The following is a 23,666-nucleotide window of genomic DNA, read 5'->3' as shown; positions in this document are numbered from 1 at the left end:
TGTATTAATGGTCAGATTATGCGAGCGCAACTTCCTCGGTCCCGTCCGTGATTTTCACGCGGTAGCAAGGCAGGTCTATTTTGTATTTTTCAAGATATGCTTCCTTCATTTTTGCTTCAAAAGCATCCACGGCGTCTTTTTTCACCAGATTAATGGTACAACCTCCGAAACCGCCGCCCATCATCCGCGCGCCGAGTACCGAATCATCGTCCAATGTCTCGGCTACAAGAAAGTCCAGTTCCGGGCAGCTTACCTCGTATTCGTTTTGCAGGCCGAAGTGGGTAGCATACATTTTCTGACCAAAATCGGGCAAGTTGCCTTGCACGAGCAGGTCGCAGGCATCCTGTACGCGCTGGATTTCCTCGGTCATGAACTTCGCGCGGCGGTACACCACGTCGCCCATTTCGTCCTTGTGCGTTTCTACCAATGCAGGGGTCGCGTCGCGCAGGCTCAGTACTTTCGGGTCGTATTGTTGCAAAATAGCGGTGGCTTTCTCGCATTCCTGCCTACGGGTGTTGTATTCAGAACTTGCGAGCGAATGCTTCACCATGGTATCGCAAAGCACGATCAGGTAATCGTTCATCGGGAACGGGAAATACTCGTATTCCAGCGAACGGCAGTCGAGGCGCATCACGGATTCTTCTTTACCAAATGCCGAAGCAAACTGGTCCATAATGCCGCATTGCACGCCTACGTATTCGTTTTCAGCCTTTTGCGACATTTTTACGATGCTGAAACGGTCGAGGTTCAGCCCGTACATTTCGTTCAATGCAAACAATAAGCAGCATTCCAATGCCGCCGACGACGAAAGCCCGGCGCCTACCGGCACATTACCGCCGAATGCAGCCTGAAAACCGCCGATTTTCAAGCCCTTCTTCTGGATTTGTTCCACAATACCCAACTGGTAATGCGGCCACGACTTCTCCGGTTTGGAAAGATCGTCGAGTGAAAACGAATAGGTCTGGTCGAGGTCGGCAGCGTAGAGTATCACCTGGTCGTCCTCGCGTGGTGCGATGACGAAATATACGGCCTTATCCACGGCTGCGGGCAGTACGAAGCCATTGTTGTAGTCGGTATGCTCGCCGATGAGGTTAATGCGGCCGGGCGAGCGGAACACGCGCACGGTTTCGCGAGTGGCGGTGCCAAATTTCAAAAAATACTTATCCTGGATACCTTCTGCGATATCGGTTTCTGTGGTCAACATTTCAGTTTCGGTCGGTTTAATAGCCTTTTACAAGGGTCACTTCATTGGCGATGGCGGCGCCGTTTTCTATTGCCAAAATATTGTTGAGAAATAAATCTACTTTCCCCATATGCTCATTTTTGTGTCCGCCGCCGGTATGCTGGGTCAGGACCACATTATCCATTTGCCAGAGCGGGCTATCTGCCGGTAGCGGTTCCACTTCGGTGACGTCGAGCACGGCGCCGTCGAGTTTGCCGGATTTCAATGCGTCGATCAATGCATTTTCATCGGTGGTACTGCCACGGCCAACGCTCGCGTAAACGCTGCCGTCTTTCATGGCAGACAGAAATTCTGCATTTACAAAATGCTGAGCGGTTCCTGGCAATGTGTTGATTACCAGATCGGTATTCGGTAATTCATTAAACAAATCTTCCTTGCTACGGATGTCGGCTTCGGGCGAGGTACGGGCCATTAAATGCGTGGTGCAGCCCAGGCCTTTCAAAATCGCATTCACCGACTGGCCGATGGTTCCGGCGCCGAGGATGATCACATTCTGTTTGTACAACAGTTTCAGTTCGCCGCGCAGCGGCGTTCCTATCCACTCGTTTTTCTGCTTCAAAAGCGTCAGCCGGTCGATGCCGCGGTACAATGCCAGCACACCGCCCACGATCGACTCCGCGCACGGACGTGCAAACCAGTCGCCCATATTGGCCGTTTTGATATGATCGGGAATCGCTATGGATGAATATTGGTCGAAGCCGGCCGAATCTAACTGCCAGAATTTCAGGTTAGCGGGAATGCTTTGGAACCATGCCACCGGCGGGTTACCGAGGATGTAATCGGCGCTGGCAAACCAGGATTTCAATGCTTCGGTGCTGGCCGTTTCGGTGCGGAAATGGATCTGATGCTGCGGGGAAAGCGCTTCGCTCAGTTTGGCATTGAGCGAGCCGTCGAGTAATGCGTGGCAGTATATGATCATCTATTGTTTTTGTTTAAAGGAGCAAGGTAAAATGGATTTACCTCTAATCAAATGCGTTTTAATATCTTCCGGGCCCTCGATTGAAACGCCGCCTGCTCATATTCAACCGATTCTTCCAGGAACACGCGCAGCTCTTTTTGGATCTCCGGATATATTTTGGACAGGTTGAAAAGAATGGTCAGGCAAAACGTGCGGATGGCGATGGCTATCTGGCGGTTGGCAACAATATCGAATGCAGCGTCCATCAATTCACCATGGAATTCGTCGGGAATCGTAACGTCCTGCAAAATGCGTGCACTGTTGCGGATCACGGCGTCATGGATACCGGTGCGTTTCAGCTGGCTCACCAGCACGCCGATGTACGGACGAATGAGCTCCGGCCGCTCGTGCGTGGCGATGCTCACGCTGTACGCGGCGCGTTGCGCGAGGCGGTATTCGTCGGACTCGAAGCAATGCATCAGATGCCTGAACGCCTCCTCCGAGGTGCAGGCGTACATGGCCACCTGGGTAGCTTTCTGCTTCGACTGGTACGGATCGGCCAGCAGTTCGTGTCGGATATCCATTGCAGTAAATGTTAAATGCGAATGCCCCGCAATTCGGCAGGGCATTCACACGGTTTACATCGGACCAGCTTATATTTTGATTTCGCCGACCATATCCTCCGGTTTCACCCACGCATCGAACTCTTCCGGCGTGAGGTAACCCAGTGCCACAGCCGTTTCTTTCAGCGTAGAGCCGTTTTTGTGGGCGGTCTGCGCGATTTCAGCTGCTTTGTAGTAACCGATTTTAGTATTCAAAGCAGTGACCAGCATCAGCGAGTTGTTTACGTGCTTCTTGATATTCTCGTGCAACGGCTCGATACCCACCGCGCAGTTATCATTGAACGAAACGCATACATCGCCGATCAAACGGGCCGAATGCAGGAAGTTGTAAGCCATAAGCGGTTTGAACACGTTCAGTTCGAAATGGCCGTTGGAGCCGCCGATACCGATCGCCACGTCGTTACCCATTACCTGAGCGGCTACCATGGTCATGGCTTCGCATTGGGTAGGGTTCACTTTGCCCGGCATAATGGAGCTTCCCGGCTCATTGTCAGGGATATGGATCTCGCCGATACCCGAGCGCGGGCCGGACGACAGCATACGGATGTCGTTACCGATTTTCATCAGGCTCACCGCAACGGTTTTCAATGCGCCGTGTGCCTCCACGATCGCGTCGTGTGCTGCCAATGCTTCAAATTTATTTTCAGCTGTAATGAAAGGAAGCCCAGTCAATGCGGCAATGTGGCGTGCCACATTCTCGGAATAGCCCGAAGGGGTGTTAATGCCGGTTCCTACGGCGGTACCGCCCAATGCAAGCTCCGAAAGATGTGCCAATGTGTTGTGAATGGCCCTCAAACCGTGATCCAGCTGCGAAGCGTAGCCCGAAAACTCCTGGCCGAGTGTCAGCGGCGTGGCGTCCATAAAGTGCGTACGACCGATTTTAACTACATTCTTGAATGCCTCCGCTTTCGCTTTCAATGTATCGCGCAGCTTCACGATACCCGGGATCGTCACGTCCACGAGGATCTTGTAAGCCGCAATGTGCATTGCAGTAGGGTAGGTGTCGTTCGATGATTGCGACTTGTTCACGTCGTCGTTCGGGTGCAGGACCTTGGTTTTGTCGGCCAGTTCGCCGCCTTGCAGCACGTGGCCGCGGTAGGCGATCACCTCGTTGCAGTTCATGTTCGACTGCGTGCCGGAGCCGGTTTGCCATACTACCAATGGGAACTGGTCGTCGAGCTGATCGGTAAGGATTTCGTCGCAAACCTGTCCGATGAGGTCGCTTTTTTCTTGTGCCAGAATGCCCGCTTCGAAGTTGGTGATAGCGGCTGCCTTTTTCAGGTATGCGAAGGCCTTGATGATCTCCTTCGGCATTTTATTGATATCCTGTGCGATAGGAAAGTTCTGGATCGAGCGTTGCGTCTGTGCGCCCCAGTATACATGCGCAGGCACCTGCACCTCGCCCATCGTGTCTTTTTCTATACGGTATTCCATTTTTGAAGTAGAATGATAATGTAATTGAACAATGCGCGGTAAAGTTAGGATCGGGTTTGCAGTTTCCGGCGTTTTTTTTGGATAAATGTTTAGGTCTGAAAAAAGAATGTTTAGATTGGCGCGGCAACATCCTGAATCCTGCTTTTCATGACTCCAAGAATCAATATTTACCCCGATTACGCCTTTATGAGCTCCGCTGCGGCCGAGCGTGTCATCGACCTGATGAACCACAAACCCGAGTCGGTCATATGCTTTCCGTCGGGCAGCTCGCCGAAGGGTATGTTCGATGCATTGGTAAAAGCCAACCAGAACGGCCGCGTCGATTTTTCCAAATGCATCTTCATCGGACTCGATGAATGGATCGGCCTCGGCGCCGACGACGACGGCAGCTGCCGCGACCTGCTCGACCGCGATTTTCTGAAACCGATTGGCCTCCGCCCGGATCAGATTGTCTTTTTCGACGGCAAGGCCTTCGACCCGCAAGCTGAATGCGACCGCGTCAACAAAATAGTAGAGAGCCTCGGTGGTCTCGACCTCATCATATTAGGAGTAGGGATGAACGGCCACCTCGCGCTCAACGAGCCCGGCACATCCTGGGATACCTATGCCCACATTTCCGAGCTCGATCCCGTTACCGTCGAAGTAGGGCAGAAATATTTCAACCAGCCGACCGCGCTCACGCGGGGCATCACCGTCGGCATCCGGCACATTCTCGAAGCCCGGGCCGCCATTTTGCTAGCTTCTGGTGCAGCTAAGGCCCCGGTTATACAACGTGCCATTGCATTCCCCGTTTCCAAAGATTTCCCCGCAACAGTTTTGCAAAATCATTTGAATGCAGAGTTTATACTGGATGCGGATGCGGCAGGGTTGATTTAGCACTTGCAGAATCACTTTTTGACCTACGATTTAGGGGCCAATTCAGATATTTTATCCTGCACAAAGACGAATTTCTACTCACTTCACTGAAATTGACCAGCCATTTCCAGCCGAATGCACCATACGCCTAAATTTGACGCAGTTCTTTGTGAACGCCCGTCAATCGGGGTGATGGTTTTTGCTTTTGGTGCCCTCAGCCAAATTATAGCAAAACAAAAAGGAACCGTGTGCAATTCACGGGCAGTCGTGCTACTGTAAGTATCCGCTCTGAGCATTCAGGGCCTGTTTTTACCCTCGCGACCCATTGCAGCGCCCCGGCGCGGCGAGAAGGGCGGTAAAAATGATACGAGCCAGGAGACTTGCCATCATCCTCAATGGCTTCTCCCTCACGGGTGGGGATTGGTCAAGCATTGATTTACCACATTTTATGGCAATACCACAGGCTTCCCGCTGGTTCGGGGGACTGTTCGTTTTCGCAGGGTAGCCGCGTGTTTCCGCGATGAAATGAAGTACCGGCATACGTCCGCAACAGGCGTTTGCAGGGATGGGAGGGTGTTTTCACAGGGTTTTTATTAACTCTTTAAACACAAAAAGTATGTTGTCACACAACCTCGGCTACCCGCGTGTGGGAAGCCTCCGCGAGCTCAAAAAAGCCAACGAACAATTCTGGGCCGGTACCATCGACCGCGACGCATTGCAGAAAGTCGCCCGCAAAATCCGCCATCAGAACTGGGAAACGCAGCAGAATGCAGGCATAGGCCTCATTCCGTCCAATGATTTTTCGCTCTACGACCACGTCCTCGATACGTCGCTGATGGTAGGCGCAATTCCGGAGCGGTACCACCAGTTACTCGACGGGAAATCTAACAAGGAACTCGATCTATACTTCGCAATGGCGCGCGGTTATCAGAAGAATGGCCTGGATATCAATGCAATGGAAATGACGAAATGGTTTGATACCAATTACCATTACCTCGTGCCGGAATTTGTAAAAGACCAGAAATTTAAAAGGTATTCCGATAAAGTTTTGCTGGAATTTGAAGATGCATTGCAAAAGGGTATTCTTACAAAACCCGTACTGCTGGGGCCGGTTACCTATCTGATTTTGGGTAAAGAAAAAGAATCCGGATTCGATCGTATCGACTTGCTGGATAGTCTTTTGCCTGTTTACATTTCCATACTAAAAGAACTCTCGGCAAGAGGCGCCGACTGGGTGCAGCTCGACGAGCCGGGGTTGGTGCTGGATTTAAATGAAAAAGAAAAACTCGCATTCCTGAGTGCCTACAACCAGATCCGCGAGGCGCTTCCGAAACTACGCATTCTCGTGACGACCTATTTCGGGCCGTTGGAAGATAACCTGGCCGTCACGACCGCATTGCCAGTGGATGCATTGCATATCGATCTCACGCGCGGAGCAGAGACATTGCCGCAAATTCTTACCGATAATGCATTTGTTTCTTCCACTAAAAAGCTCTCGGTAGGTGTTGTGGACGGCCGGAATATCTGGAAAAACGATTACCGCAAGTCGCTGAAATGGATTACGGAGGCGGTAAATGTGCTGGGGGAAGAGCGGGTGGTGGTGGCGCCGTCGTCGTCGCTGCTGCATAGCCCGTATGATCTGGACCTGGAAAAAAACGAAGCCGTACTGACGCCGGAAATCAAAAACTGGCTGGCATTCGCGAAGCAGAAATTGAACGAAGTAACCACATTAGCAAGCCTTGCGACGATCGATTATGTCAACGATAATGCATTTCTGGATAATCAGAAAGCCATCGAAAGCCGCCGTACTTCCGCATTGATCCACAAACCGGCCGTGAAAGCCAGGGTCAGCGAAGTGCGAGAACCGGATTTCGACCGGCAGAATGCATTTACCGGGAGGCAGGCCATTCAGTTGGATAAACTGAAATTGCCGCTCTTCCCCTCGACAACCATCGGCTCGTTCCCGCAAACCGACGAGGTAAGGCAGCTGCGCGCGCAGTTCAAGAAAGGTGCATTGACATTGGAAGAATACGAAACCCGCATTCGCGCGGAAATCGTGGATTCGTTGCGCTGGCAGGAAGAATTGGGCATCGATGTGCTGGTGCACGGCGAGTTCGAACGGAATGATATGGTGGAGTATTTCGGCGAGCAGCTTTCGGGCTTTGTATTTACCCAAAATGGCTGGGTGCAGAGCTACGGCAGCCGGTGCGTGAAGCCGCCGATCATATATGGCGACGTGGAGCGCATGGAGCCGATGACGGTGAAATGGTCGGCATTTGCACAGGCCAACTCCGAAAAACTGGTGAAAGGCATGCTCACGGGCCCGGTGACGATCCTGCAATGGTCGTTCGTGCGCGACGACCAGCCGAGAAAAGACACGACATTTCAGATTGCATTAGCGATCCGCGATGAGGTGGTTGATCTGGAAAAGGCTGGTATTAAAGTGATTCAAATTGACGAGCCGGCGATTCGCGAAGGTTTGCCATTGCGGAAAAATGCCTGGAAAACCTACTTGAAATGGGCGGTAGACGCATTCCGCCTGAGCGCCGCGGGCGTGGCCGATCAGACGCAGATCCACACGCATATGTGCTACTCGGAGTTCAACGACATTATCGATTCCATCGCCGCAATGGACGCCGACGTGATCACGATCGAAACGTCGCGCTCGCAAATGGAGCTGCTCGATGCATTCGCGCAGTTTAATTACCCGAACGAAATCGGCCCGGGCGTGTACGACATTCACTCGCCGCGCGTGCCGACGGTCGATGAAATGCTATTGCTGCTCGAAAAGGCTTTGAAGGTAATCCCGGCGCGGAATCTGTGGGTAAATCCCGACTGCGGATTGAAAACCCGCAAGTGGCCGGAAACCGAAGCCGCTTTGCGTAACATGATTTCTGCGGCTAACTTGCTGCGCGAATCGGTCCCGGTCGCGGGATAGTGATCGTCAGATGTAGTCAGGTATTGTCTGGTGTGGTAAGCGTTGTCAGAGATGAAAATATCTCACCATACCTGACCACACCTGACTACACTTGACCAAAACAACTGTTACTCATACAATTAACAAGTTTTTATTTTGACATTAGAAGAAAAAATCACCGCCTCGGAAACCCGCGTTTTTAAAACTGTTTTTCCAAACAATACCAATCACTACGACACCCTTTTCGGCGGCACGGCATTGTCCATGATGGACGAGGTCGCATTCATCGCCGCAACGCGCTTTTCCAGGCTTCGGTGCGTGACCGTATCGTCCGACCGCATCGATTTTACGCATCCTATTCCTGCGGGAACGATTATCGAGTTGGTGGGACGCGTGGAGACCGTCGGGAATACAAGTATGAAAGTCCGCGTAGATATTTTTGTGGAAAAAATGTATGAGGTAAGCCGCGAGAAGGCGGTTACCGGGATATTTACATTTGTAGCACTCGACGAGCATCACAAGCCTACTAAAATACAGTAAGTAGCAACGTTGGGTAATTGAGTCCCGCCGGACACTTATCGGTTTCTTTCCGGGCGAGCGCGGGGGTTTGATTTGCCATTTATCATATCGATAGTGGCAACATGAACCTTCGAAAACTGTCTTTCTATTTTATTTTCGTACTGATTTTAACAGGTACCTGCGAGCTTTCCAGCCGTGCATTCCTTTGCTTTTACGGCTACTCATTCCTGAAACCGTCGGAATACATTTACGATGGTTTTTATAAAAATCTCAAAAAGCCTGCGGGGCAGGAAGCTGGGGGTAGTGGAAAGAAAACCCGCATTCTGATACTCGGCGGGTCGGTGGTGAGCCCGGGCTATTCCGATCTTCACACCAGGCTTGATACGATCCTTTCGAAGCGATACGGGGAAACAAAGGACTTCGAGGTTGTCAATGTAGCTGCGCCGGCGCATACTTCGCTGGATAACCTGCTTAAATACAATTTGTTGGAAAACGAGCGCTTCGATCTTGTGATCTATTATGAAGGCATCAACGACACGCGTGTCAACAATATTCCCCCTAAAAATTTCAAAGACGACTACTCGCACGTAAAGTGGTATTCCGACATTTACCGGTTGTTGCGGCATCCCGAAATCGACGTGACAGTAATCCCATACCTGCTCGACATGGCGTTCAACGGCCTATGTGACCGGTTTTCAGGAGAAACCTACCTCGAACCGATCGGCGTAGAACCCCGGTTCGCTCGGTTCGGTCGCGAGTTGAGGGACCGGAGCTGCTACCAAAAAAACCTCGAAGGCATTGCCAAAATCGCGGAAACGCGGGGCGACAAGCTGTTATTGGTTAGTTATGCCTCCTATTTTCCACCTGATTCGCTCACGGGAAGCCAAAGTGATAACCGGTACTATGCCAAATGCATGTTTGCGACGCCGGTTACGATGTGGGGCGAGCCGGAGAATGTCCGGGCAGGCATTGCGCAGCACAACCAGGTGATCCGTAAGGTGGCGACGAAATACCGCACCGAATTTCTGGATCTCGAAAAACGTATGCCGAAAGATCCGAGTTTGTTCTGCGACGTATGCCATATCAGCGAGCCCGGCGCCCGACGATTTGCGGAGGAAATTGTACAATTTATCATACGGCACGAAATAGTGTGACAAAGAAGTCCCGCATTCGAACTGGTTCAGAATTAATCATTTAAAACCGGGTAAGGTGGTAAATCTGTTAACATTTTATTATCCGCACTCTTTATTTGGTTGATTGCGAACCGTTTAATAACACTATGGCGGCATTTAGCCACGGGTGCCCGGTTGCAGCCTTGCTCAAAATGCTTATCTTGCACGCCTTTTGGACGGTGTAGGACAAAACTGTACACATTATTCTAATCACGCTTTAATGAAAATTTTAGGTATCTCGGCTTTCTATCATGATTCGGCCGCGGCTCTTATAGATAATGGCGAAATCGTTGCCGCAGCTCAGGAAGAGCGTTTTACACGCAAAAAGCACGACCCCGGTTTCCCCTCCAATGCAGTTGCCTTTTGCCTCGAATACGGCGGGCTATCCATCAACGAGCTCGATGCGATCGTCTTTTACGACAAGCCGCTGCTAAAATTTGAAAGACTCCTCGAAACCTACTATGCATTTGCGCCGAAAGGCGTGCGGTCGTTCCTGACGGCCATGCCGGTGTGGATCAAGGAAAAGATGTTCCTGAAAAGGCTCATCAACGAGGAGCTGGAAAAGCTGGGTTACGATAAGAAGAAAAAGGTAAGAATGCTCTTCCCCGAGCACCACCTTTCGCATGCAGCCAGTGCTTATTACCCTTCACCATTTGAGAAATCGGCTATCCTGACGATCGATGGCGTGGGCGAATGGGCGACTGCGTCGATCTGCTTGGGCGAAGGAAAAGATATCAGCATTCTCAAAGAACTCCGCTTCCCGCATTCGCTCGGGTTGCTTTATTCCGCATTTACCTACTTTCTGGGTTTCCGTGTCAACTCGGGTGAATATAAGCTGATGGGCCTCGCGCCGTACGGTAACCCGACTTCACCGGACATTAAGCGTTACGAAGAGATTATCCTGAAAGACCTTATCGACCTGAAAGAAGACGGCTCGGTGTGGCTCAACCAGGAGTATTTCGACTATGCTACCGGCCTGAAAATGGTGAACGAGCACAAATGGGAGGCATTGTTCGGGTTCAAAACCCGCCGCCCGGAAGATGCGCTCGAAGCGGTGCATTGTAACCTCGGCCTCGCAATCCAGAACATTACCGAAGAAGCGGTGATAAGAATGGCCAAAGAAGCCAAACGCCTCACCGGCGCCGATTACCTGTGTATGGCGGGAGGTGTTGCATTGAACTGTGTATCAAACGGTAAGCTCCAAAAAGCCAATATTTTTAAAGACATTTTCATCCAACCAGCTGCGGGTGATGCAGGTGGTGCGTTGGGTGCGGCACAAGCTGCTTACCATATTTATTTCGGGCAGGAAAGAAAGATTACCTGGAAGGCCGATGCAATGCGCGGGTCTTACCTCGGACCGACTTTCTCCGATCTCGATGTAGCTTTGACGGCCAAGAAATACAAGGCGCATTATACCTTCTACGAGAATTTCAAAGACCTCACACAGGAAGCGGCAAGGTTGCTTTCGGAAGGCAATGTAGTAGGCTGGGTGCAGGGCCGGATGGAGTTCGGGCCGCGCGCATTGGGCGGTCGAAGCATCCTGGGCGATCCCCGGAATGCGGAAATGCAGAAAAAACTGAATTTGAAAATCAAATACCGCGAATCATTCCGGCCGTTTGCGCCTTCGGTACTGGCCGAGGATTGCCAGGATTACTTCGATTACGACGGTATTTCACCTTACATGCTGCTGGTACACCCCGTGGCCGAAAGCCGCAGAAAGCCGGTGCCTGCAAACTACGGTTCGCTGGATTTGCGTGAGAAACTCTATTTCGAGCGCTCCGACCTGCCTTCCATCACGCACATCGACTATTCGGCGAGGATACAGACAGTACACAAAGAAACGAATCCACGTTACTACGACCTGATCGAAACGTTCAAGGCATTGACGGGCTACGCGGTGATCGTGAACACCAGTTTCAACGTACGCGGGGAGCCGATCGTCAACACGCCGAACGACGCTTACCGTTGCTTTATGCGCACGGAAATGGATTACCTGGTAGTAGGAAACTACATTTTCGACAAAAAACAGCAGCCCGAATGGCTGGAAAAAGATAACTGGAAGGAAGAATTCGTTCTGGACTAATCTCTATTCATTGAGCACCCTAAGTAATGGCATCTAAAATTGTTACCAGCATAGTCCGCATTCTTTTCCTGGGACTGCTGTTTGTGTTCTTGTTCTATCCGGACAAATTTCATATCAAATTCGATTATCCCGGATACCCTCAGAGCGATAGCTGGCATGTTCGTCTTGCCAAATTTGCCTTCTGGTTTTTGCTGATCATCGAGATCCTGCGCATTTTCTATTATGGTGTGGTCAAAAGCAAAGCCAAAGGGCTGGTGGCCAACATTGTAACGATCGTTACGCCGCTGATCGTCGTGTTGATTTTCCTGGAAATCGTATTCATGTACGTGCCGCAAAGCCATGAAGGTGTGCTTTCCAAAGCGTCTCAGATCTGGTGGGAGAAATATTGGCACCCTGTGAATGCGCTGGGTTATCATGACAAGGAAGTGCAAAATGAGTCTGGCAAGAAGAAAGTGCTGGTAATCGGCGATTCGTTCGCGGCGGGCCACGGTTTGAAAGATGTAAATGAGCGCTTTTCGAATATGCTCGAAGCCAAACTCGGGACAGACAAATACACCATTTACAACCTCGGTATGTCGGGCGCGGATACGCGCGATGAAGTGAAGCGCTTGCAGGATTTCCCCGTTAAGCCGGATATTATCATCCTCGAATACTTCCCTAACGATATCGAAAAAGTAGGCCGCGAAAAGGGTTTGACGCTCACCGGTGCCGAGCCATACGCCGACCTTACCGGTCCGATGGCAACCGTTGTGAAGCGTTTTTATCTGCCGAATTTCATCTACTGGCAACTGCCGCACACCGGTTTCAGCACGTTTGAGAAATTTGTACAAACAGCATACACCGATACCACCGTGCTGAATGCGCATTTGCGAGATCTTTCAGGCATGCTCGCCTACCGCGATAGCACGAAGGCGCAGATGTACGCCGTTTTCATTCCGTTCCTGTTCCAGGTGGATAAAAGCGCAGGCTATACCAAACCGGTGGAGGATTACCTGAAATCGAACAATGTGACGGTGGTCGGCATCAACGATGGTGTGGTTAAAATCCCTGAAAAAGAACGTGTTGTGGGTAAAAATGATGGCCACGGAAGCGCGACGCTTAACCAGCTGATCGCCGACAGGCTCTACCAGGCAATGGGTAAACGATAACTCAGATTTAACGGGTTAGAAGTGTGCAGAAAAATAATAAAGTTCTACATTTGAGTTTTAAATACTATAAAATATGGATTTCTTAACAGATTTGTTTGCATTCATGAAGGAGCGTAAGAAGTGGTGGCTTGCTCCTGTGATCATCGTTCTGCTCCTGATCGGCGTTTTGATCGTGATTGGTGGTGGATCGGCTGTTGCGCCTTTCATTTACACCTTGTTCTGATTTTTTCGGTACAAAGCAAGTCAATCCGGTTCCTGTCTGAAACTTCGCCCGGCAGCAATGCAACGTGCATGGCTGCCGGCCACAATAGCATATTATCAAAATGAGTGAATCAGAAAAAGTCAAAGCGCAGCTGGTGATCGTCACCGGGCTTGTCGTGATGTATTTTATTTTTAAATCCCAATATCCTTATTTCCTGATCGCCGCTGCGGTAATCGGCGTTTTCAGCTTGGCTTTACCGGTTTTTGGTGACCTGGTGGTGAAAGGCTGGTACAAGATCGCGGAAGTGCTGGGGGCTATTAACGGGAAAATTCTTCTGTCGGTCGTGTTCTTCGTTATCCTGTTTCCAGTGGCAGCCATTGCCAAACTGACGAAGAAAAACCCGCTGCATTTGAAGAAAGAAGATACCGACAGCGTCTTTACGGAAAGAAACCACAAATATTCGGCAAAAGACCTCGAACAGGTCTGGTAATGCCGGAGAACTCATATTGGAATGCAAAAAAGGCCTGGTTTCAGGCCTTTTTTTTGCGGCATGCGCGTTCGTAAAGCAGTTGGAGCATACCGTCTTTCAGGCCCACATCGGGCACGTGAATGACGCTCGCGCCTGCCCAGCGCATGGCGGATGTGTATATGTCGCCCGCAGGTACGATCACGTCTGCGCGGTCGGGATTGAGTTGCAGTTTGTTAATGCGGTCGGCGAGGGAGAACTGTTCGATGTAATCGCGCATCCGCTGAATTTCTTCCAGGCTGGTAGAGCTCTCAGTGAGTTTGGAAGATAAATCGAAAAGCTTGTTGATATTACCACCCGTGCCCACTGCTTGAATAGGCCGGCTGTAATCGACATTCTGCTCGATCCACTCCTTGATCTTCAACCAGGAATTTTTGGATTCTTTTCCTTCCAACAGGCGTACCGAGCCCAGTTTGAATGATCTGGCTTTGATTTTTCGCCTGTCCTGGTACAAGTTCAGCTCGGTACTGCCGCCACCCACATCGATGTGAATGTACTGCCCGTCGCTCAGCGACTGCACGACCACATTGTTCACCAGTTCGGCTTCTTTCTGGCCATCGATGATCTGGATATGAATGCCGGTGCGTTGTTCGATATGATCTCGGACCTCCTGGCCGTTGGACGCTTCACGCATTGCGGAAGTGGAGCAGGCCATAAAGTCATCTACCTCATGGAGTTCCATCAGCAGTTGGTAAGCCAGCATGAGCTTCATCATGCGGTCCTCGCTTTCGGGGGTAATGCGTCCCTGGGTAAAAACATCATGTCCGAGGCGTAGCGGGAACCGGACGTATTCTACCTTTTTGAAACGTGAAATGCCTTCGTCATGCAAAACGGATGAGATCTGCATACGGGCACCATTGGAACCGATATCTATGGCTGCGAATTTCAAAAGCTGGATAAATAGGGGAGTTAATAAAGGCCAAAAATAGAGTTTCGCGGACAAGTTTCCATATCCTGCCCGCGAAACTTAATATGTAAAAGCTACATTTGACGGCCTATCTGGTACAATAGCTTCACTTTCACGCCCGGACCTGCGCTGTTCCGGAGCGGAGTGATCGGTTTAAAATAATTGACCCAATACCCTTCCGCCTGAACTACGATCGGATGCCACGATTTTTCGATGCCTACCGCGAAGTTCATCGAAGTGATGGGCGAGACGTCTCCTTTTTTGGTGAAAGTCTGGTTGAAAAACTCGTTTTTAGGTCCGCGGCAATCATACGAAATGGTCTCTTTCGACGAAACCTTGAAATTAGTACCCAGGCTCGCATAGTAGGCCCAATCGTCTTTCACAGTATTGCGGAATGCGAGCGTAAGCGGGATCTGGACGATATTCTGATCGATTTTGATATTATACAATTGAAAAATGAGTGGTACCTGGCCTGGATGCGTTTCTTTAAAATCCGCGCGGGCCTTGGTCCTGAAAATTGTTTCAGTGAAGAATTCGGCCGGTTTTACCTTCAACCACGTAATGCCTGCCGCGATCGAGAATTTCTTTTTGATAATCACTTCCCCCAGCACCGTTTTGCCCTGCCCGTTGCCCTCGATCTGATACCCGGCCCCGAAGCGGTAAGGCGTTTTCAAGGGTAATTTCGGAATGACACTTTCAGCTTGGGCGATTTGCTCGGTCTTTTTACCGCTCACTGGCGCCTTGGCGAGTTGCATATTGTTCGCAACCAATGCTTTTTGTACCTGTCGTACGGAAAGCTTGCTAGCCAGGTCGTAATGCATTTTCCGTTGCAGCGAAATGCCGGTATGCATCTCAACCGGCGTACTGATCGCCGCAATGCGGAATTCACTGCCGAATATTCTGCTGGCCGCCGAATTTGAAGGTGCCTGGGGCAGTTGGTTGGTTTCCGTTTTTACCGCATTCAAATCATTCGCCGCTCCTGGTTCAGTGGCAGGAGATTCGTTAGAATGCTGTGCTTCTGCAAGCGCTTCTTCCGATTGCCCGTGGCGCTGATCGACAGCATTTGAAGAGATCGTCGCTTCATCGCCGTTTTCAATAGCTTCCACATCACTTGTGCCGACATTCCGTGCGGGTTTCGCATTAGCCAACTCTTCCTGATCCAAAGCCTGTTGAAAACTGGTTCGTGCGGGTAATCGATTGTAATCCCTCGGCCGCAATGAGGCTTGAAGGCTTTGGCCGTCCGGTCCGGTTTGCAGCACATAAACCGTATCGGCTTTCGCCACCTGCGCCGGCTGGTTTTTGATGAGCTCGATCTGGCTTTGCAGGTGTTTCATATCCTGCACCAGGTGGTCATTCTGCGAGAGCTGGTTGACGTACATGTAGGCCATCACCGACGTCACAGACGCGGCGGCGGCGTACCCGATCCAGGAACCGTATTGTTGCAGGAATGACGGAGGCGTGTGGGTCTGCATATAGTTTTGCATACGGGCCCAGTCCTGCTCTTGAAAGTCCGGTTCAATACTCTCTAATTTTCGGCGTATAGTATTTTCAAATCTATTAGTTTTCATTGCCTCTGAATGACTTAACAGCCCAATCACTTGGGAAGAGATGTGGGTAATATTGTTTGATCAAATGCTGCAAACGAGCCCGGGCACGCACATAATGCGATCTTACCGTCGCCTCGTTGATTTGCAGCAGGTCTGCTATCTCACGATGGTTGTAGCCATCCACCACGTATAACAAAAATACATTCTTATAAACCGGCTTGATCTGTTGGATCAGTTCCAGTATTTCATCCGCAGTGATCTGGCTGATTACATCTTCATCGAATTTGGGATAAGGGGCGTCTTCCAGGGCGATCACATCTTCCGTATGTTTCTTGTGTTTACGGTAATAGCTGATCGCCGTGTTCACCATGATTGTCCGAAGCCAAGCCTTGAAAGGGTGGTTGGCGTCGTACTTTCCCAGATTGTTGAATACTTTTAAAAAACCTTCATTTAAAACCTCCTCTGCTTCCTCCGTCGACGATGTATACCGCAGGCAAATGCTTTTGGAATAGCCGAAGAATTGTTTGTATAAATGCCTCTGTGCCTGGTTATCCCCGGCAATACATGCCGCTACCACCGACTCAAAGTCGTTTTCGTTAAAAGATATTTTTCTTTTAAAAAGCAAAGTCAGGGTATCAAATTGTCAGGGATAGAATTTCTCACATTCGAATACGTCCCTGGCATGCATTCTGTTGCAAAAATTACGAAAAGTTTTCATGCTTCTGAAATGCGGGAAGCTGCGAAAAAAATCGAAAAAAATGCATTGCGCATGCAACATGGGTATTACAGGGGGCGTACAGGCAGAAAACGGTTTGATACTTCGCGGCAAACGCGGTTGTATCACCTGATTAGGGGACATTGACCGATCATTGTGATCGTAAAAATATTTTGTTAGGGGTGAGTTGGAATACGGTGCTGGATCTTCCGGGGCCGTATTTATTTTTTAGAAGGCAGCATTTCGAGCGCCGACGAGTTTTTGATCTCACCCATTACAAATAAGCTGTGCGTGCTGCCGATGTTTTCCAGCGAACCCAGCTTTTGCATTAAAAACTGCTGGTACTGCGACATATCGTCCACGACTACTTTCAGCAGAAAATCATAATCCCCGGAGATATTGAAGCATTCCATCACCTCCGACATCGCCGAAACCGCCTTTACGAACTTTTCGCCCATAACCTTCGAATGCTCTTTCAATGCGATGTTGCAGAAGGCCATCAGCTTTTTACCCACCTTCTCCCGGTCGACCAGCGCGACGTATTTTTTGATAATACCTTCCTTTTCCAGCCTCCGCACGCGTTCATACACGGGCGTGTAGGAGAGGTTCAACTTTTCCGACAGCTCGCGTGTTTTCAAAGTGGCGTCCTGTTGCAGTAAATGCAGGATTTTGGCGTCAATATCGTCCAGATTATGCATAGATAGAATATCTTTATTCACTCCGAGATGGCTTCGAATATAGATAAATAATTTAGGTTGATTGAAACTGCCAGACTTTTAATCTGAATTTTTTGATTTTATTGAACAAAACATCTATTGGGTTAAATTTGTCGCTTCAGAAGCTATATGCTTTTCCGGCGAAATGATCATCATACATTTAAAACACTTATGGTAGCAACTCAAAAAGCAGATATCCGCGAAATTCTTAAAAGCCGTATTCTGGTACTGGATGGCGCTATGGGTACGATGATCCAGCGGTATAAATTGCAGGATCACGACTACCGGGGAGAACGGTTCGCAGACTGGCCGCACGATGTGAAAGGGAACAATGACCTGCTTTCACTGACGCGCCCGGACATTATCAAAGAAATTCACGCCGCCTATTTCGCGGCAGGGGCAGACATTGCCGAAACCAATACATTTTCAGGCACGACTATCGCCATGGCAGACTACGGCATGGAGGAGATCGTGTATGAGCTTAACTACGAATCCGCGCGGCTGGCACGCGAAGTAGCCGACGAATTTACCGAGCGCGAGCCTCACAAGCCCCGTTTTGTGGCCGGTTCTATCGGTCCGACGAACCGTACCGCATCGCTTTCGCCGGATGTAAATAACCCTGGCTTCCGCGCGATCAGTTTCGACCAGTTGGTGGAAGCCTACTACGAGCAGATAAAAGGTCTTACCGACGGCGGCTGCGACTTGCTGCTCGTTGAAACGATTTTTGATACTTTGAATGCGAAGGCGGCGCTTTTCGCGATCGACCAGTTCTTTGTGGATGCCAAAGCGGGCAAAGTGCCGCATTTGGATTCGTGGAGAGTCGAGCCGGGACAGGCGTTGCCGATCATGATTTCGGGAACGATTACCGATGCTTCTGGACGTACGCTTTCGGGACAAACCACCGAGGCATTCCTGACTTCTGTATCGCATTTGCCACTGTTGTCGGTGGGTCTTAACTGTGCATTGGGAGCGGACTTAATGCGCCCGTATGTACAAATTTTGGCCAAAGAATCGCCTTTCTACACCTCGGCGCACCCCAATGCGGGTCTGCCGAACGAAATGGGCGAATACGACGAGACTCCGGAGCAAATGGGTGAGGTGATCGATGGGTTTTTGAAGGATAACCTGGTCAACATCATCGGTGGCTGTTGCGGTACCACACCGGATCACATCCGCGTGATTGCCGACATTGCCGGAAAGCATAGCCCGCGTCCGTTGCCAGCTTCTGAAACGGTGATGAAGCTGTCGGGTTTGGAGCCGGTGAAAATCAATGCATTGACCAATTTTGTAAACATTGGTGAGCGCTGTAACGTAACCGGTTCGAAGAAATTTGCGCGCCTCGTCCGTGAAAGCAAATACGACGAAGCGCTGACCATCGCACGTGAGCAGGTGGAAAGCGGCGCGCAGGTAATCGATGTCAACCTCGACGAAGGTATGATCGATGGTGTGGAGGCGATGAAGACATTTGTGAACCTGATCGCATCCGAGCCGGATATTTCGAAAGTGCCACTGATGATCGACTCTTCCAAATGGGAGGTAATCGAATCGGGTTTGAAATGCGTGCAGGGTAAATCCATTGTAAACTCGATTTCGCTTAAAGAGGGTGAAGAGAAATTCAAGGAATCGGCTAGGACGGTGCTCCGCTATGGTGCGGCGACGGTTGTAATGGCATTTGACGAAAGAGGTCAGGCGGATAACTATGAGCGCCGCATTGAAATCTGCGAACGCGCTTACCGTATTCTCGTTGACGAAGTCGGTTTTCCGGCCGAAGACATCATTTTTGACCCTAACATCCTGACCGTCGCGACGGGAATGGAGGAACATAATAATTACGCGGTCGATTTCATCAACAGCGTACGGTGGATCAAGGAAAACCTGCCTCATGCGAAAGTTTCGGGCGGTGTTTCAAATGTTTCGTTCAGTTTCCGGGGTAACGAGCCGGTTCGCGAAGCCATTCACACGGCGTTCCTTTACCATGCGATCAAAGCGGGAATGGATATGGGTATTGTAAATGCCGGTCAGATCGGTATTTATGATGAAATTCCGAAGGATGTGCTGGAACTGGTTGAGGATGTGTTGCTTAACCGTCGTTCCGACTCTACGGAACGCCTGGTAAGTTATGCGGAAACCGTAAAAGATAAAGGTAAAACGCAAACCGGTCCCGATCTTTCATGGAGACAACTGCCTGTGAAGGAACGCATTTCCCATGCATTGGTAAAGGGTATTGCTGATTACGTAGATGAAGATACCGAAGAATGTCGCCTGCTATTCGATCGGCCGCTGGAAGTGATCGAAGGGCCTTTAATGGATGGTATGAGCATTGTCGGTGACTTGTTTGGGGAAGGTAAAATGTTCCTTCCGCAGGTGGTAAAATCGGCGCGTGTGATGAAGAAAGCCGTGGCTTATTTGCAGCCATATATTGAGGCGGAAAAACAGGAAGGCAATTCTTCGGCGGGTAAGATTTTGCTAGCTACTGTAAAAGGTGACGTGCATGATATTGGAAAGAACATCGTGGGCGTGGTGCTTGGATGTAATAATTACGAGATCATCGACCTCGGTGTAATGGTGCCGACGGACAAGATCCTTGCCGCTGCACAGGAGCATAATGTAGATATCATCGGGCTTTCGGGCCTTATCACGCCTTCGCTCGACGAGATGGTGGGTGTTGCCAAAGAAATGGAGCGTCGCAGCATGAAAATGCCGTTGCTGATTGGTGGTGCCACTACTTCGCGCATTCACACGGCGGTGAAAATCGATCCGAACTATTCGGGACCGGTTATCCACGTGCTCGATGCGTCGCGCTCTGTACCTGTTGCCGGAAAGCTGATCCAGAGTGCGCAGAGCCAGGCCGAAGTTTTAGCCGACATTAAAACGGAATATGCAAAACTGCGCGACGATCACGCGAAACGTGGCGGTGAAAAGGCGCACGTGGCTATTGGTAAAGCAAGGGATAACAAAGCGAAAATCGATTGGAGCGAGTTCAAGGCCGTGAAACCGCAGTTCCTGGGTACGCGCGTGTACGACGATTACGATTTGGCGGACATTGCAAAATACATCGACTGGACGCCATTCTTCCAGACCTGGCAGCTGCACGGAAAATACCCGAAAATCTTCGATGACGCTGTTGTGGGTAAGGAAGCTATGAAGTTGTATGAAGACGCCGCAGTGCTGCTGGGCGAAATCATTCGTGACAAAACCTTGAAAGCACGCGCCGTAATAGGTTTCTGGCCTGCCAACTCTATCCAGGACGACATTGTGCTGCATCATTTCGACGAAGAAACGCGCGAGGTGCCTTGCGAACGCCACGGGTCGCACCAGCATATCGAGTATAAAATCAGTCAGCAGGGTGTAGAAAACCTGAATGCGGGCGAGTTGGTGGCGGATACGGCTGCTGTTCTGCACCATTTGCGTCAGCAAAGCCAGAAAGCGGCGAACCTGCCTAATTACTGTCTGTCCGACTTCGTAGCCCCGCTGGAATCAGGCCATACCGATTACGTTGGCGGTTTCGCAGTGACGGCGGGTGTCGGCATAGAGGCGTTGCTTGACAAATACGAAAAGGATCATGACGACTACAACAGCATTATGATCAAGGCATTGGCAGACCGTTTGGTGGAAGCGCTCGCGGAGTTGATGCACGAGAAAGTGCGCAAGGAATTGTGGGGTTATGCCAAAGAAGAGAGCCTTTCCAACGAAGAGCTCATCAAGGAAGAATACAAAGGCATTCGCCCGGCGCCAGGTTACCCTGCCTGCCCCGACCATACCGAAAAGCGCCATTTGTTCGATTTGCTGGGTGCGGAGAAGCTGGGTATCACTTTGACGGAGAGCTTCGCGATGTACCCTGCAAGCAGCGTCAGCGGCTGGTATTTCTCACATCCGGACAGCCGTTATTTCCCGGTTGGAAAGATCCATAAAGACCAGGTCGATGATTATGCGAAGCGCAAAAACATGCCGGTTGAGGAGATCGAAAAATGGCTGTCGCCAGTGCTCGCATATTAATATAACGTTATTTAAAAAGTGCAAAAAGAGAATAGTTCGTTACTATTCTCTTTTTTTGTGCCCAAAACATACTATTTTTCAGAAAAGGGCGTAGTTAGGTGGTATGGCGTGTAGTAATCGGGTATTTATACGCTATTTTTTTGTAGTTAAGCGTCAGATATTTGCATCACTTAAGTGAGAACTTAATAGTTTATTAGCCATGAAAAGAAATATCTCAGTTTTTATCCTCCTGATCCTCCTCGCCTCGTCCTTTAAATACAGGAGCATGACGCGGGAAAACACATTGCCTGTCATTACTGCCGGAAACGGATCTGATAGCAAACAATCACCTAAGGCCGTTGCAGTATCCTCTTTGGACGCTGCCGTTGCGGACCTGCACAAAGCCAATCTTGAAATGGCCAAAGGCAACCCGGCATTCTTCAAATCGCTGTGGTCGCAGAAAGATGATGTTACAGCTTTTGGAGGCTCAGCAAATATGGATTCGAAAGGATGGAAAGCCGTGGAAGCAAGCCTTAACAACACCGGAATTGCTCCTGCCAAAGACGTAGCTTATACTTACGAGAAGATTGCGAGCCAGGAAGGTGCTACACAAGGTTACCTCATTCAAAAGGAGCATTACCGCTTCGCAGACGGCCGCAAAGCTGATTTGCACGTTACGGTACTTTTCCGGAAAGAAAACAATGTCTGGAAAATTGCCCACCGCAACGTGGATCCCATTGCAACTGATACAAAATCAGACAATTCTTCTAAATAATTGCCTCTCTTCCTGATATTTTGAGTTAGTTGCCTCCGGGCGACTAATTTGTTGTTATTTTGCACCTTTGGTTAAAAAGTGACAACAAACTACGCATGGAGAGATTTACAGGATTGCTGGGTATCGTATTGATCCTGGGCATTGCATTTGCGATGTCGAATAACAGAAAGGCCATCAACTATCGTACAGTCGCCGTTGGCCTGGGCCTCCAATTCAGCCTAGCTGTATTTATCCTCCGAACAGACATTGGCCAGCGGATCTTCCAATGGCTGGGCGAAAAAGTACAAAAGCTGCTTTCCTTTTCCGATAAGGGTGCCGATTTCGTTTTTGGCACACTGGTGCGCCCCGAATTAATGCAGCGTGCATTCGGGCCCGGTAACGACTTCGTTTTCTTCTTCAAGGTTATCCCGACCATCATTTTCGTGGCAGTACTGGTGAATATGCTCTACCATTTGGGCATCATGCAGCGCGTCGTGTCCGTCATCGCGCGGGCGGTGTACTGGCTCATGGGCGTGAGCGGCGCAGAAGCGCTCTCAAACGTGGCAAGTACGTTTGTAGGACAGGTAGAAGCGCAGATCATGATCAAGCCCTACCTGAAAAACATGACCAATTCCGAGCTGATGGCATCCATGACGGGCAGTTTTGCCTGCATTGCCGGTGGGGTAATGGCCGTATACATTTCATTGGGCGTACCGGCACCTTACCTGATCGCGGCGAGCCTCATGGCCGCACCCGGTGCATTGGTTATTTCAAAAATTGTATTTCCGGAGACCGACAAGTCCGATACGAAGGGAATGGTGAAGCTCGAAATCCAGAAAACGCATGCGAACCTGCTCGATGCGATTGCAGCGGGTGCGGGAGAAGGTTTGAAGGTAGGTTTCAATGTGATCGCGATGCTGATCGGGTTTATTGCCCTTGTTGCATTGCTGGATTATTTGCTCGGTTACATCGGAGGCATTTTTTCATTCCCGCAGTTGAGTTTCAACTTCATCCTGGGTAAGGTATTCTCGATTTTCGCGTGGGCAATGGGCGTTCCGGCTAAGGATATCGAAGCGGCGGGTTCGTTAATGGGTACCAAAATGGTGATCAACGAATTTGTGGCTTACCTGGACATGGTGAAATTGCGAGACACACTCGATCATAAAACCATCGTAATCACCAGTTTTGCATTGTGCGGTTTCGCCAATTTCAGTTCCATTGCCATTCAGGTAGGTGGGATAGGCGAACTGGCTCCTTCAAGACGTGCCGATCTGGCGCGGCTTGGATTTAAAGCATTGATTTCCGGGACATTAGCATCCTATATGTCGGCGACGCTCGCGGGGTTGCTTTTGTGAAGGAGGATTATAAAAAGTATTCGAATTAGCAGGAAAGAGCACATAGGTTGCTCTTTTTGTGTTTTTAAGGTCTTTCT

Annotated in this window: 19 protein-coding genes and 1 riboswitch; of the genes, 11 read left to right on the top strand and 8 right to left on the bottom strand. The window is 50.0% G+C overall.

Annotated features, from left to right (window positions below):
* Positions 1 to 16: 16 nt before the first annotated feature.
* The 4 genes from BLQ88_RS06790 to fumC form a co-directional block, all read right to left on the bottom strand.
* On the bottom strand, positions 17 to 1,204 hold the full coding sequence (locus BLQ88_RS06790; RefSeq protein ID WP_090147914.1) for a galactokinase: 1,188 nt from the start codon (positions 1,202 to 1,204) through the stop codon (positions 17 to 19).
* Positions 1,205 to 1,220: 16 nt separating this feature from the next.
* Positions 1,221 to 2,162 (bottom strand): D-2-hydroxyacid dehydrogenase, encoded by a 942-nt coding sequence (locus tag BLQ88_RS06785; protein WP_090147912.1) that lies wholly within the window; start codon positions 2,160 to 2,162, stop codon positions 1,221 to 1,223.
* 47 nt (positions 2,163 to 2,209) lie between these two features.
* Positions 2,210 to 2,725 (bottom strand): HEAT-like fold family protein, encoded by a 516-nt coding sequence (locus BLQ88_RS06780; protein ID WP_090147911.1) that lies wholly within the window; start codon positions 2,723 to 2,725, stop codon positions 2,210 to 2,212.
* A gap of 69 nt (positions 2,726 to 2,794) precedes the next feature.
* Entirely contained in the window at positions 2,795 to 4,198 is a 1,404-nt protein-coding gene (gene fumC / locus BLQ88_RS06775; RefSeq protein WP_090147909.1) for a class II fumarate hydratase, read from the bottom strand.
* Between the two features lie 147 nt (positions 4,199 to 4,345).
* Between fumC and BLQ88_RS06770 the strand changes: the two genes are divergently transcribed.
* From BLQ88_RS06770 to BLQ88_RS06740, 8 genes are all read left to right on the top strand, one after another.
* Entirely contained in the window at positions 4,346 to 5,074 is a 729-nt protein-coding gene (locus tag BLQ88_RS06770) for a 6-phosphogluconolactonase (RefSeq protein ID WP_090147908.1), read from the top strand.
* Between the two features lie 161 nt (positions 5,075 to 5,235).
* Positions 5,236 to 5,455, top strand: a riboswitch (cobalamin riboswitch).
* 214 nt (positions 5,456 to 5,669) lie between these two features.
* Entirely contained in the window at positions 5,670 to 7,991 is a 2,322-nt protein-coding gene (gene metE / locus BLQ88_RS06765) for a 5-methyltetrahydropteroyltriglutamate--homocysteine S-methyltransferase (protein ID WP_090147906.1), read from the top strand.
* Positions 7,992 to 8,126: 135 nt separating this feature from the next.
* Positions 8,127 to 8,510 (top strand): acyl-CoA thioesterase, encoded by a 384-nt coding sequence (locus BLQ88_RS06760; RefSeq protein ID WP_090147904.1) that lies wholly within the window; start codon positions 8,127 to 8,129, stop codon positions 8,508 to 8,510.
* A 101-nt stretch (positions 8,511 to 8,611) separates the two neighbouring features.
* Positions 8,612 to 9,643: an SGNH/GDSL hydrolase family protein gene (locus BLQ88_RS06755; protein ID WP_090147903.1), complete on the top strand. Its 1,032-nt coding sequence runs from the start codon at positions 8,612 to 8,614 to the stop codon at positions 9,641 to 9,643.
* Positions 9,644 to 9,881: 238 nt separating this feature from the next.
* On the top strand, positions 9,882 to 11,744 hold the full coding sequence (locus BLQ88_RS06750; RefSeq protein ID WP_090147901.1) for a carbamoyltransferase family protein: 1,863 nt from the start codon (positions 9,882 to 9,884) through the stop codon (positions 11,742 to 11,744).
* A gap of 26 nt (positions 11,745 to 11,770) precedes the next feature.
* Positions 11,771 to 12,892, top strand: coding sequence for an SGNH/GDSL hydrolase family protein (locus tag BLQ88_RS06745; protein ID WP_090147900.1), 1,122 nt, complete (start codon positions 11,771 to 11,773; stop codon positions 12,890 to 12,892).
* A 73-nt stretch (positions 12,893 to 12,965) separates the two neighbouring features.
* Positions 12,966 to 13,115 (top strand): DUF5989 family protein, encoded by a 150-nt coding sequence (locus BLQ88_RS36700; RefSeq protein WP_015812275.1) that lies wholly within the window; start codon positions 12,966 to 12,968, stop codon positions 13,113 to 13,115.
* Positions 13,116 to 13,215: 100 nt separating this feature from the next.
* Positions 13,216 to 13,584, top strand: a complete 369-nt coding sequence (locus BLQ88_RS06740) for an SxtJ family membrane protein (RefSeq protein ID WP_090147898.1) — start codon at positions 13,216 to 13,218, stop codon at positions 13,582 to 13,584.
* A 40-nt stretch (positions 13,585 to 13,624) separates the two neighbouring features.
* On the opposite strand, the gene BLQ88_RS06735 is transcribed toward BLQ88_RS06740, so the two are convergent.
* From BLQ88_RS06735 to BLQ88_RS06715, 4 genes are all read right to left on the bottom strand, one after another.
* Positions 13,625 to 14,509 (bottom strand): Ppx/GppA phosphatase family protein, encoded by an 885-nt coding sequence (locus tag BLQ88_RS06735; RefSeq protein ID WP_090147897.1) that lies wholly within the window; start codon positions 14,507 to 14,509, stop codon positions 13,625 to 13,627.
* Positions 14,510 to 14,601: 92 nt separating this feature from the next.
* The gene (locus BLQ88_RS06730) at positions 14,602 to 15,999 is read right to left on the bottom strand and encodes a hypothetical protein (RefSeq protein ID WP_229212606.1); all 1,398 of its coding nucleotides are present in this window, start codon (positions 15,997 to 15,999) and stop codon (positions 14,602 to 14,604) included.
* Positions 16,000 to 16,084: 85 nt separating this feature from the next.
* The gene (locus tag BLQ88_RS06725) at positions 16,085 to 16,699 is read right to left on the bottom strand and encodes an RNA polymerase sigma factor (RefSeq protein WP_090147894.1); all 615 of its coding nucleotides are present in this window, start codon (positions 16,697 to 16,699) and stop codon (positions 16,085 to 16,087) included.
* A 311-nt stretch (positions 16,700 to 17,010) separates the two neighbouring features.
* Positions 17,011 to 17,487, bottom strand: a complete 477-nt coding sequence (locus tag BLQ88_RS06715) for an Lrp/AsnC family transcriptional regulator (protein ID WP_015812270.1) — start codon at positions 17,485 to 17,487, stop codon at positions 17,011 to 17,013.
* Positions 17,488 to 17,676: 189 nt separating this feature from the next.
* On the opposite strand from BLQ88_RS06715, the gene metH reads away from it, so the two are divergent.
* From metH to BLQ88_RS06700, 3 genes are all read left to right on the top strand, one after another.
* Entirely contained in the window at positions 17,677 to 21,501 is a 3,825-nt protein-coding gene (gene metH / locus BLQ88_RS06710; protein WP_090147891.1) for a methionine synthase, read from the top strand.
* Positions 21,502 to 21,700: 199 nt separating this feature from the next.
* Positions 21,701 to 22,255 (top strand): nuclear transport factor 2 family protein, encoded by a 555-nt coding sequence (locus tag BLQ88_RS06705; RefSeq protein WP_090147889.1) that lies wholly within the window; start codon positions 21,701 to 21,703, stop codon positions 22,253 to 22,255.
* Between the two features lie 95 nt (positions 22,256 to 22,350).
* On the top strand, positions 22,351 to 23,589 hold the full coding sequence (locus BLQ88_RS06700; protein WP_090147887.1) for a NupC/NupG family nucleoside CNT transporter: 1,239 nt from the start codon (positions 22,351 to 22,353) through the stop codon (positions 23,587 to 23,589).
* The last annotated feature ends 77 nt before the right edge of the window (positions 23,590 to 23,666 follow it).

Source organism: Dyadobacter soli, assembly GCF_900101885.1.
GTDB lineage: Bacteria > Bacteroidota > Bacteroidia > Cytophagales > Spirosomataceae > Dyadobacter > Dyadobacter soli.
The sequence above is the reverse complement of the archived record's forward strand: the minus strand, read 5'-3'. Positions and strand labels throughout refer to the sequence as shown.